Raw genomic sequence first — 10,112 nt, 5'->3', positions numbered from 1 at the left:
CGGGTGGTGCGGGTCGCGGTGGCCCGGCCCCGGCGGGTGGAGCCGTGTACGGCGGTGGCGGCCGGCCGCCCTCGGCTGACGGTGGCTACGGTGCGCCGCGACCGGACGGCGGCGGTGCTGGCGTCTACGGCGGTGGAGGACGTCCCCCGGCTGGCGGCGGTGGTCGTCCTCCGGCCGGTGGCGGCGGACGTCCCCCGGCTGGCGGCGGTGGTCGTCCTCCGGCCAGTGGCGGTGGTCGTCCCCCGGCTGGTGGCGCTGGCCGTCCGCAGGGCGGCGGTGGCCGTCCTGGCGGTGGCGTGTACGGCGGCGACGGCGGTCAGCCCGGTCGCGCGGAGCCGCCCCGGCGCGGAGGGCAGGAGCCCGACTACCGGGCTCAGCGGCCCGGCCGGCGACGCGACGACGACGCGCCCGTGGACCCGTACGGGCAGTATCCCGGGGGCGGTCGCGGTCCCCGAGGCGACCGTTACTGATCGGACGCTGAGGCGCTCACCGGCCAATGACGAGCGGTGCGGGTGAGCGCCGTCGGGCACCCACCCGCCGATCGGTCAGATCCGGCGCAGCACCGCCACGACCCGGCCCATGATGGTGGCGTCATCGCCGGGGATCGGGTCGAAGGCCGGGTTCTGCGGCATCAGCCAGACGTGCCCGTCGCGCCGCCGGTAGGTCTTCACTGTCGCCTCGCCGTCGAGCATGGCGGCCACGATCTCGCCGGAGTCGGCGGTCGGCTGCTGCCGGACGACCACCCAGTCGCCGTCGCAGATCGCCGCGTCGAGCATCGAGTCACCCTTGACCTGGAGCATGAAGACCTCACCCTCACCCACCAGCTCGCGGGGGAGCGGGAAGATGTCCTCCACGGCCTGCTCGGCGAGGATCGGCCCACCTGCGGCGATCCGACCGAGCATCGGCACGTACGCCGGGGTGGGCCGCTGTGCCCTCGACAGCTCGTCGTCGATCGCCTCGCTGGGGGCGCGGACGTCCACCGCGCGCGGCCGGTTCGGGTCGCGGCGGAGGAAGCCCTTCTTCTCCAGCTCCTTGAGCTGGTAGGCGACGCTGGACGGCGACACCAGGCCGACCGCCTCGCCGATCTCGCGGACGCTCGGCGGGTAGCCGTGGCGCTCCACCCAGTTGCGGATGAACTCCAGGATGCGGCGCTGGCGGGCGGTCAGGTCGACCGTCGCCGGGTCGGGGAAGGTGCTGACCACCGGGGTGACCGCGCGCACGGCGGGCTGGCCCGTCCGGCTGCGCGCGGCGCTGCGGCGTCGGGTGGCCGGGGGGCCCGCCTCGGTGATCTGCTGCGGGCTCTTCGGCCGGCTGGCCCGGTCCTCGGTCACGTCCGTCCTCCCTGGTCGGCGCTGGGTGCCTCGTCGGCTCGTGGTGCGTGCGGTGGTGCCACGTTGTTCATGACCGTATAGGTGAGATCAGTCATTTTCAAACATCTGTACGACCTCTCACCGGCGTGTCGGGGTGAAAAAGCGCTCCGGTCGTACGGATGTTCTGATAAATGGTACGTCAGGTAGCACTGGTGTTCGATCCTGGACCATTTTCCGGCCGTGTTCGGCCGGCTGGCCGGTAACCCGGGCGGCATCGTGACGTTGGGTCTTCGGGCGTTGTGCGATGCGTGGATGACCGGATGGTCCGTGACGCGCCGGACACGCCGGCCAACTTGACCCGGCTTCCCCAGCGACATACGGTCGACCCCTAGATGTAGTAGTGACACGGGCGTAAGTTGCCTACAGGTTGGGTCTGACTACCGACCGCACTCCCGTAACGTTGATCACGGCGGGCGTCATCCGAGGGTGGCCCCGTCGTGGTGAGTCGTGCCCGGGGGTGTCCGGTCCGCTCGCAGTTGATCATTATTTGGAGGTGGGCGATGCGGTGTCCGTACTGCCGGCACGCTGACTCCCGGGTGGTCGACTCGCGGGAGGCCGACGACGGTCAGCTCATCCGACGGCGGCGGTCCTGCCCGGAGTGCGGCAAGCGGTTCACCACCGTCGAGGAGGCGGTCCTCGCGGTCGTCAAGCGCAGCGGGGTGACCGAGCCGTTCAGTCGCACGAAGATCATCGGCGGGGTGCGTAAGGCGTGCCAGGGCCGGCCGGTGGACGACGACTCACTCGCACTGCTCGCGCAGCGGGTGGAGGAGACGGTCCGGGCCAAGGGGGCCGCCGAGATCCCCAGCCACGACGTGGGCCTGGCGATCCTGGGTCCGCTACGCGACCTGGACGAGATCGCCTACCTGCGGTTCGCCAGCGTCTACCGCTCGTTCGACTCGCTCGCCGACTTCGAGCGCGAGATCGAGACGTTGCGGGCCGCGGCGCGAGCCCGGGAGCAGGGCCGGGCCGATGCGGTTGAGGCCGCCGGCCGTACCAGCTGAGTCTTCACGGTTTTTCAAGAGATTGGGACGCGCGGTGGGTGACCGCGCAGACGAGGGGGGCGACGGCGTGACAACTAGCCGTTCACGAAGCAAGGCAGGCGCGGGGCTGAAGATCGAGCGGGTGTGGACGACCGAGGGGGTCCACCCGTACGACGAGGTCTCCTGGGAGCGCCGTGACGTCGTGATGACGAACTGGCGGGACGGTTCGATCAACTTCGAGCAGCGTGGGGTGGAGTTCCCGGAGTCGTGGAGCGTCAACGCGGCCAACATCGTGACCACCAAGTACTTCCGGGGAGCGGTGGGGACCCCGGAGCGTGAGTGGTCGCTCAAGCAGCTGATCGACCGGGTGGTCACCACCTACCGCACGGCGGGTGAGGAGTACGGCTACTTCGCCAGCCCGGCCGACGCCGAGGTCTTCGCGCACGAGCTGACCTGGATGCTGCTGCACCAGGTGTTCAGCTTCAACTCGCCGGTCTGGTTCAACGTCGGCACGCCGTCGCCGCAGCAGGTCAGCGCCTGCTTCATCCTGGCCGTCGACGACTCGATGGACTCGATCCTGGACTGGTACAAGGAGGAGGGGCTGATCTTCAAGGGCGGCTCCGGCTCCGGAGTCAACCTGTCGCGCATCCGCTCGTCCCGTGAGCTGCTCTCCTCCGGCGGCACCGCCTCCGGCCCGGTCAGCTTCATGCGCGGCGCGGACGCCTCGGCCGGCACCATCAAGTCCGGCGGCGCGACCCGCCGGGCGGCCAAGATGGTCATCCTCGACGTGGACCACCCGGACATCGAGGAGTTCGTGGTCACGAAGGCGCGCGAGGAGGACAAGATCCGCGCGCTGCGTGACGCCGGGTTCGACATGGACCTCGGCGGTTCCGACATCGTCAGCGTGCAGTACCAGAACGCCAACAACTCGGTCCGCGTCTCCGACGAGTTCATGTCGGCGGTCGAGAACGGTAAGGGCTTCGACCTGCGCGGCCGGCTGGACGGCTCGGTGATCGACACCGTCGACGCCAAGAAGCTGTTCCGCACCATCTCCCAGGCCGCCTGGGAGTGCGCCGACCCGGGTCTGCAGTACGACGACACGATCAACGACTGGCACACCTGCCCGGAGACCGGGCGGATCACCGCGTCGAACCCGTGCTCGGAGTACCTGCACCTGGACAACTCCTCGTGCAACCTGGCCTCGCTCAACCTGATGAAGTTCCTCCGCGCCGACGGTGGCTTCGAGGTGGAGAAGTTCGTCAAGTCCGTCGAGTTCGTCATCACCGCGATGGACATCTCGATCTGCTTCGCGGACTTCCCGACCGAGAAGATCGGTGAGACGTCCCGCGCCTACCGGCAGCTCGGCATCGGCTACGCCAACCTGGGCGCCCTGCTGATGGCCACCGGCCTGCCGTACGACTCGGACCAGGGCCGCTCGGTCGCCGCGTCGATCACGTCCCTGATGACCGGCACCGCCTACCGCCGTTCGGCCGAGCTGGCCGGCGTCGTCGGCCCGTACGACGGCTACGCCCGCAACGCCGAGCCGCACAAGCGGGTCATGCGCAAGCACGCCGCGGCCAACGACGAGATCAAGCCGACCAGCCCGGTGGCCACCGCGATCGTCCGCGAGGCGACCAAGCAGTGGACCCAGGGCAACAAGATCGGCGACAAAAACGGTTGGCGCAACGCGCAGGCGAGCGTCCTCGCCCCGACCGGCACGATCGGCTTCATGATGGACTGCGACACGACCGGCGTGGAGCCGGACCTGGCGCTGGTCAAGTTCAAGAAGCTGGTCGGTGGCGGCTCGATGCAGATCGTCAACCAGACGGTGCCGCGCGCCCTGCGCAGCCTCGGCTACCCCGAGGAGCAGGTCGAGGCGATCGTCGAGCACATCGCCGACCACGGCCACGTGGTGGACGCCCCCGGCCTCAAGCCGGAGCACTACCCGGTCTTCGACTGCGCCATGGGGGAGCGGACGATCGCCCCGATGGGTCACGTGCGGATGATGGCGGCCATCCAGCCGTTCGTCTCCGGCGCCATCTCCAAGACGGTCAACATGCCGGAGGCGGCCACCGTCGAGGACGTCGAGAAGATCTACTTCGAGGGCTGGAAGCTCGGCCTCAAGGCGCTGGCGATCTACCGGGACAACTGCAAGGTCGGCCAGCCGCTCTCGGTGGCCAAGTCCAACAAGGCCACCGAGCCGGCCGCCGTCGAGACCGCGCCGGCAACGGTCGAGAAGGTCATCGAGTACCGGCCGGTGCGTAAGCGCCTGCCGAAGAAGCGCCCGTCCGAGACGGTCAGCTTCTCCGTCGGTGGCGCCGAGGGCTACCTGACCGCGTCGTCCTACCCGGACGACGGCCTCGGTGAGGTCTTCCTGAAGATGTCCAAGCAGGGCTCGACCCTGGCCGGCGTGATGGACGCCTTCTCGGTGGCCATCAGCATCGGCCTGCAGTACGGCGTGCCGCTGGAGACGTTCGTCAGCAAGTTCACCAACATGCGCTTCGAGCCGGCCGGCATGACCGACGACCCGGACGTGCGGATGGCGGCCTCGGTGATGGACTACATCTTCCGTCGCCTGGCGCTGGACTTCCTGCCCTACGAGCGTCGCGCCGAGCTGGGCATCTTCACCGCCTCGGAGCGGGCCGCGCAGCTGCGGGCCGAGGCCGACGCGGAGGCCGCCGGCGTCACCGGCGCCGAGCTCACCGCGATGGCGTCGTCCGCGCCGGTGGAGACCCCGGCCAAGCCGGAGGCTGTCGCCCAGCCGGCCCAGGAGATGGCCGACGTGGCCGCCGCCAAGCCGGCTCCGAGCGTGGGTTCCAGCACCGAACTGCTGGAGGCCGTGATCGGCAAGGCCGCCGACGCGCCGCTCTGCTTCACCTGCGGCACGAAGATGCGGCCCGCCGGTAGCTGCTACGTCTGCGAGGGCTGCGGCTCCACCAGCGGCTGCAGCTGACGTACCACCGCACCACCCGCGAGCGCGGCAGGGACCACCTGCCGCGCTCGCGGCGTTTCCGCCCTCCGCTGGTTACTGGTTCGCTCGCTCGGCGGCGCGTACGGCGTTGCGGAACAGCATCGCGACGGTGGTCGGACCGACCCCGCCGACCCGGGGGGTGATGGCGCCGGCGACCTCGGCGCACGCTTCGTCCACGTCCGGCAGGAGCCGCCGCCCGTCGTAGCGGACGCCGGCGCCGATGACGACGGCGCCGGGCTTGACGTGCTCAGGTTGAACGATCCCGGGTACGCCGGCGGCGGCGACGAGGATGTCGGCGCGGCGGGTGTAGCGGGGCCAGTCGGGCACGCCCGTGTGGACGACGGTGACGGCGGCGTTCGCGGTCGGGCGCTTCTGGGCGAGCAGCATCGCCAGAGGGCGGCCGAGGGTGGCGCCGCGGCCGAGGATCACGACCTCACGACCCGCGACGGGGATCTCGTAGTACGCCAGGAGGGCTTCGATGCCGGCGGGGGTGCACGGCAGCGGGCCGGGCAGGCCGACGGCGAGACGCCCCATGTTCAGCGGATGCATCCCGTCGACGTCCTTGTCGGGGTCGATGGTCTGCAACGCCGCGTCGTAGTCCAGATGCCCCGGCACTGGGTACTGCACGAGCAGCCCGTGTACGGCTGGATCGCTGTTGAATCGGGCAATGGCCTGGTGCAGCTCGGCCTGGGTGACGGTGGCCGGCAGATGCACGTGCGGGGAGGCGAACCCGAGCGCGGCCGCCTGACGCTGCTTGATGGAGATGTAACCGGCGCTGGCGTCGTCGTCTCCGACGAGGATGGTGGCGAGGCTCGGTGTGATCCCGCGGCTGCGCAGGCGGGCGGCAGCGGCGGCGGTCTCGGCCAGGACGGCTTCGGCGACGGGTGCACCCGGCAGGAGTCGGGCCGTGCCCGGTGGGGTGTCGTGCTGGGCGGATTCGCTGGTCGTGGTCATGACGGTTCCTCGACGCAGGCGCCCAGGCGGTCGACGCCCGCGAGAGGCTCCCCGATGGTTCCACCATCCCCGTGCCGCCAGTCGCCGGTGGTTCGATAATGCCGCATCACCAGGGCGGTTGCCCAGTTGGACCAGCAGCGCCGCCGCCAGCGCCGGGCAGACCCGCACCGGGGCATGCTGCCGAACATCGGTATACCTCACGGTCATATTTATGACCCTGAGGTATACCGCTTGTCGGGATGATGCCGCCGACGGAGCCGGGCGGGCAGCTCGGTAACACTCGTGCTCCGCCTCACGAAGAAGGAGTGTGAAGGCTACGAGGGAGGACGGCCTGTGAATGAGCCGAGCCGAGCCGATGATGACATTTCCGGCATCGGAGCCGATCCGGTGGCCTTCGAGGTCTTCTACCGACGGCACCTCGAGGCGGTGGGTCGGTTCGTGGCACGGCGGGTGGACGACCCACACCTCGCCGCCGACCTGACCGCCGACGTGTTCCTGGCGGTGATCGAGTCGGCGGCCGGCTATCGGCCGGAGCGGGGTAGCCAGATCGGCTGGCTGTACGGGGTGGCCCGCAACGTCATCGGCGACGAGCGGCGTCGGGCGGCCCAACGACTGCGGGTCACCGGCCGACTGGCCGGACGACGGGACCTCGGCCCCGATGACATCGCCCGGATCGAGGAGCGGATCGACGCCGAGTCGGCGGCTCGCCGCACCCATGGGGCGCTGAGCGAGTTGCCCGAGGGCACCCGGACGCTCGTCGAACTCGTCGCCGTGGACGGCCTCACCGTCGCGGAGGCGGCGACAGTGCTCGGGATGTCACCGGTCGCCGCTCGGGTCCGCCTGCATCGTGCCCGCCGCGTCGTCCGCGCCGTGCTCGCCCGCCCGGTCACCACCCTCGCCTGAGGAGACGGAGATGACGATGAACGAGACGGAACGGTCGCCGCAGGGTTTCGAGGAGCAGCTCCTCAGGGATCTGACAGCACACGTGGCCCAACGGGCCGAGGTGGCGTCGGCGGCCCGTCCCGCCGGACGACGTACCCGGTTCCTGCGCGGTTGGCGCCTCGTCGGAGCGTTCGGGCTGGCGGTGACGCTGACCGCCGGTGCGTTGGCGGTCCAGACGATCAGGGTGGGCGACCAGCCGCCGCCGACTGCCAGCGCGTCGGAGATCTTCCATCTGGCGGCCGACGCGGCCCGGCAACAGCCGGAGCTCACCGCCCGACCCGATCAGTACGTCTTCACGGAATCCCTGGTGACGATCCGGGACCTGCCGGACAGCGGCCCTTACCAGACCACACGGAACCAACTGTGGCAGTCGGCCGGCGGAGTCGCGTACACGCAGGGACGCTACCGACCGGAGAGCGACCCGAACGGGTGGGGCGAGCTGCGGGTGCTCCGGATGGGCGATGCCGCCGATCCCACTAAGGACCTCGACGCGTTCCAGCCGCCCGCGTACCACGGCGACCTCCCCACCGATCCGGACGAGCTGCTGCGACACCTTCGGGAAAACCCGGTCGACCTGCATCTTCCCGAAGGAGCCGACGAGGAGGCCCTCTACGGGGACGAGAGCATGGTGTACACCACCGCGCGGTGGATGCTCCGCGGCTACGTGCCACCCCGAGCGCTGGCGGCGCTGTTCGAACTGCTGGCACGGGAGCCCGGAGCGGTCGTCATATCGGGCGACGTGGTGGACGCCGCCGGTCGGCATGGGGTGGCGATCCGGATGCCCGGCGTGATCGGTGGCAACGAGGACTTCCTCTTCGACCGCGACACCCACGTCTTCCTCGGCCGCCGTGGGACGGTGGTGCGCGACGGCAAGGAGTCCCTGTACGACTCTGTCGCGCTACTCCGCATCGCAATCGTCGACCGGCCGGGCCAGTTGCCGTGAGCGGCGATGCGCTCGCCCGGCTGCATCCGGCCGGTCAGGGCTGGACGAACAGGGGCCCGTAGTTCGACCGGAACATCTGCTCGCCGAGGTGGCGCATCACCAGGTCGCGCAGCGCGGGCGGGAGCCCGGTGGCCTTGTCGCGGCGATGGGTCTGGCTGAGCACCCAGTCGGTACGCGGGCGGCGCCGCGCCTCGTACCCGCGCAGGGCTTCGGCAATGGACCCGGCGGTGGCCAACGACGAGGCGAGCACGACCGCGTCCTCCACTGCCATCGCCGCGCCCTGGGCCATGTTCGGCGAGGTGGCATGGGCGGCGTCGCCGATCAGCAGCACCGGCCCCCGGGACCAGGAGTCGAGCACGACCTCCTGGTTCGGCCCGGCGTGCAGGGTGCTGTCGTCGTAGTCGAGGGCCTTGAGCATGGTGGCCACCGGCTCGGTGAACGTCGCCGCCAGCTCGTCGCGCCAGCCGGGCCGGTCGGCCACCGGGCCGTCGTTGTAGTAGCAGTACGTCTGCTCGGCGCTGATCGGGATGGTCAGGAACTGCCGACCGCGCCCCAACTGCACCGACCAGACCGGCTCGTCGTCGACGCGGGGAGCGACCCACCGGTACGCGTACTGGCCGAGGTCGCGGGCGGCCTGGCCGTCGAAGGCCAGCCGGCGGACCGTCGAGTTCACTCCGTCCGCGCCGAGCACCAGGTCGTACCGTTCGGTGGCACCGTCGTCGAACTCGACGGCGACCTGGTCGCCCTCCGCAAGGAGCGCGACCGGTTGGCGGCCCCAGCGGATCGGGGTGTCGCCGACGCCGGCGAGCAGCGCCCGGTGCAGTTGCGCCCGGGGCAGCGACACGCACGGCCCGACGCCCTGCCACAGCGCGGCCACGTCGATGTCGAAGAGGCGACGTCCGCGCTGGTTGGCGCTGCGCTGCCGGGTGATCTCCACGGAGACGTCGGCGACCGGCTCGGCCAGACCGAGTACGTCGAGCATCCGGGTCGCGTTGCCGGTGAGGTAGATGCCGGTGCCGGAGTCGGTCGGCCCGGGTGCCCGCTCGACCACGTCGACAGTCGCACCCCACTCGCGTAGCGCGGCCACCGTCGCCAGGCCGGCGACACCCCCGCCGACGATCAGTACCCGGATACCGTCACCCCGCACGACACGTCCTCCCCGTTGCCCCCGCTGAGCTGCTGCTCAGCGGTCCAGCCGCCGCAGCACTCTACGAGGCGGGTGAGCCAACGCACGGGAACGGGGGCTGAAATACCGAGGAATGGGCTGCGACGATGAGGCATGACGACCGCTGAGACGTACGCCGAGTTCGGCAGCCGCGAGGCGCGCGGGGTGTCGCCCACGTATGAGCGCCTGTCGCAGGCCGTCGCCCGCGACGACGACCTGCTCACCCTGCTCGACGGGCTTCCGCCGGCCAAGCGGCAGCCGAATCTCCTGTTCGGCGTCGTTCGCTGGCTCGGCGGCCCGGTCGACGACCCGGCCGCGTTCCACGACCACGTGGTGACGCACTGGCCGGCCATCGAGACGCAGATGCTCACCCGGGCGACCCAGACGAACGAGGCGGGCCGGTGTGCGGTCCTGCTGCCGGTGCTCGCCGCGTTGCCGCAGCCCCTCGCCCTGCTGGAGGTCGGTGCGTCGGCCGGGCTCTGCCTCTACCCCGACCGGTACGCGTACCGCTACGGCGACCATCGGGTCGGCTCCGGTGAGCTGGTCCTCGACTGCGCGGCCGACGGGTTGGCGCCGCCGGCCCGCGTACCCCAGGTGGTGTGGCGGGCCGGCCTGGACCTCAACCCGCTCGACGTGACCGACAGCGACGACGTGTCCTGGTTGGACGCGCTGATCTGGCCGGAGCACGCCCACCGGCGGGCCCGGCTGCGCGCCGCGGCGGCGGTCGCCGCGGCCGACCCGCCGCTGCTGGTCCGCGGCGACCTGGTGGACGACCTGCCGGCGCTGG

The 10,112-nt window shown here is 70.9% G+C and carries 9 protein-coding genes and 1 riboswitch; of the genes, 6 read left to right on the top strand and 3 right to left on the bottom strand.

The genetic code is table 11. From position 1 onward, the window contains the following. A partial coding sequence (locus GUI43_RS32405) for a hypothetical protein (protein WP_211326798.1) occupies positions 1-516 on the top strand: 516 nt, incomplete at its 5' end. A 29-nt stretch (positions 517-545) separates the two neighbouring features. Here the strand turns inward: GUI43_RS32405 and lexA are convergent. After that, positions 546-1,331, bottom strand: a complete 786-nt coding sequence (gene lexA / locus GUI43_RS32400; protein WP_112586701.1) for a transcriptional repressor LexA — start codon at positions 1,329-1,331, stop codon at positions 546-548. Positions 1,332-1,870: 539 nt separating this feature from the next. Here lexA and nrdR point away from each other — a divergent pair. Both nrdR and GUI43_RS32390 read left to right on the top strand, forming a co-directional pair. Then, positions 1,871-2,371 (top strand): transcriptional regulator NrdR, encoded by a 501-nt coding sequence (gene nrdR, locus GUI43_RS32395; RefSeq protein ID WP_091400542.1) that lies wholly within the window; start codon positions 1,871-1,873, stop codon positions 2,369-2,371. A gap of 67 nt (positions 2,372-2,438) precedes the next feature. Further along, positions 2,439-5,303 (top strand): vitamin B12-dependent ribonucleotide reductase, encoded by a 2,865-nt coding sequence (locus GUI43_RS32390; protein ID WP_373861087.1) that lies wholly within the window; start codon positions 2,439-2,441, stop codon positions 5,301-5,303. A 72-nt stretch (positions 5,304-5,375) separates the two neighbouring features. Here the strand turns inward: GUI43_RS32390 and GUI43_RS32385 are convergent, their stop codons facing one another. Further along, positions 5,376-6,275, bottom strand: a complete 900-nt coding sequence (locus GUI43_RS32385; RefSeq protein WP_112700607.1) for a bifunctional 5,10-methylenetetrahydrofolate dehydrogenase/5,10-methenyltetrahydrofolate cyclohydrolase — start codon at positions 6,273-6,275, stop codon at positions 5,376-5,378. A 13-nt stretch (positions 6,276-6,288) separates the two neighbouring features. After that, positions 6,289-6,370: riboswitch (ZMP/ZTP riboswitch) on the bottom strand. Positions 6,371-6,608: 238 nt separating this feature from the next. Between GUI43_RS32385 and GUI43_RS32380 the strand changes: the two genes are divergently transcribed. Both GUI43_RS32380 and GUI43_RS32375 read left to right on the top strand, forming a co-directional pair. Beyond that, positions 6,609-7,178 carry an RNA polymerase sigma factor gene (locus GUI43_RS32380; protein ID WP_112700605.1) on the top strand — a complete coding sequence of 190 codons (570 nt, stop codon included), beginning with the start codon at positions 6,609-6,611 and terminating at the stop codon, positions 7,176-7,178. A gap of 10 nt (positions 7,179-7,188) precedes the next feature. Next, positions 7,189-8,160, top strand: coding sequence for a CU044_5270 family protein (locus tag GUI43_RS32375; protein ID WP_112725297.1), 972 nt, complete (start codon positions 7,189-7,191; stop codon positions 8,158-8,160). A gap of 34 nt (positions 8,161-8,194) precedes the next feature. Here the strand turns inward: GUI43_RS32375 and GUI43_RS32370 are convergent, their stop codons facing one another. Beyond that, positions 8,195-9,307, bottom strand: a complete 1,113-nt coding sequence (locus GUI43_RS32370; protein WP_249037915.1) for an FAD-dependent monooxygenase — start codon at positions 9,305-9,307, stop codon at positions 8,195-8,197. Between the two features lie 132 nt (positions 9,308-9,439). On the opposite strand from GUI43_RS32370, the gene GUI43_RS32365 reads away from it, so the two are divergent. Beyond that, the coding region (locus tag GUI43_RS32365) for a DUF2332 family protein (protein WP_112700601.1) at positions 9,440-10,112 on the top strand (673 nt) is incomplete at its 3' end.

It is taken from the genome of Micromonospora noduli (genome assembly GCF_003264365.1).
Classification (GTDB): domain Bacteria; phylum Actinomycetota; class Actinomycetes; order Mycobacteriales; family Micromonosporaceae; genus Micromonospora; species Micromonospora noduli.
Note: the sequence above shows the minus strand (reverse complement) of the source record. Positions and strands in the feature narration are given on the sequence as shown.

Excerpts from the sequence above, each read along its gene's own strand:
- nrdR (WP_091400542.1), top strand. The coding sequence starts at position 1,871 with ATGCGGTGTCCGTACTGCCGGCACGCTGACTCCCGGGTGGTCGACTCG.
- GUI43_RS32375 (WP_112725297.1), top strand. The coding sequence starts at position 7,189 with ATGACGATGAACGAGACGGAACGGTCGCCGCAGGGTTTCGAGGAGCAG.
- GUI43_RS32385 (WP_112700607.1), bottom strand. The coding sequence starts at position 6,275 with ATGACCACGACCAGCGAATCCGCCCAGCACGACACCCCACCGGGCACG.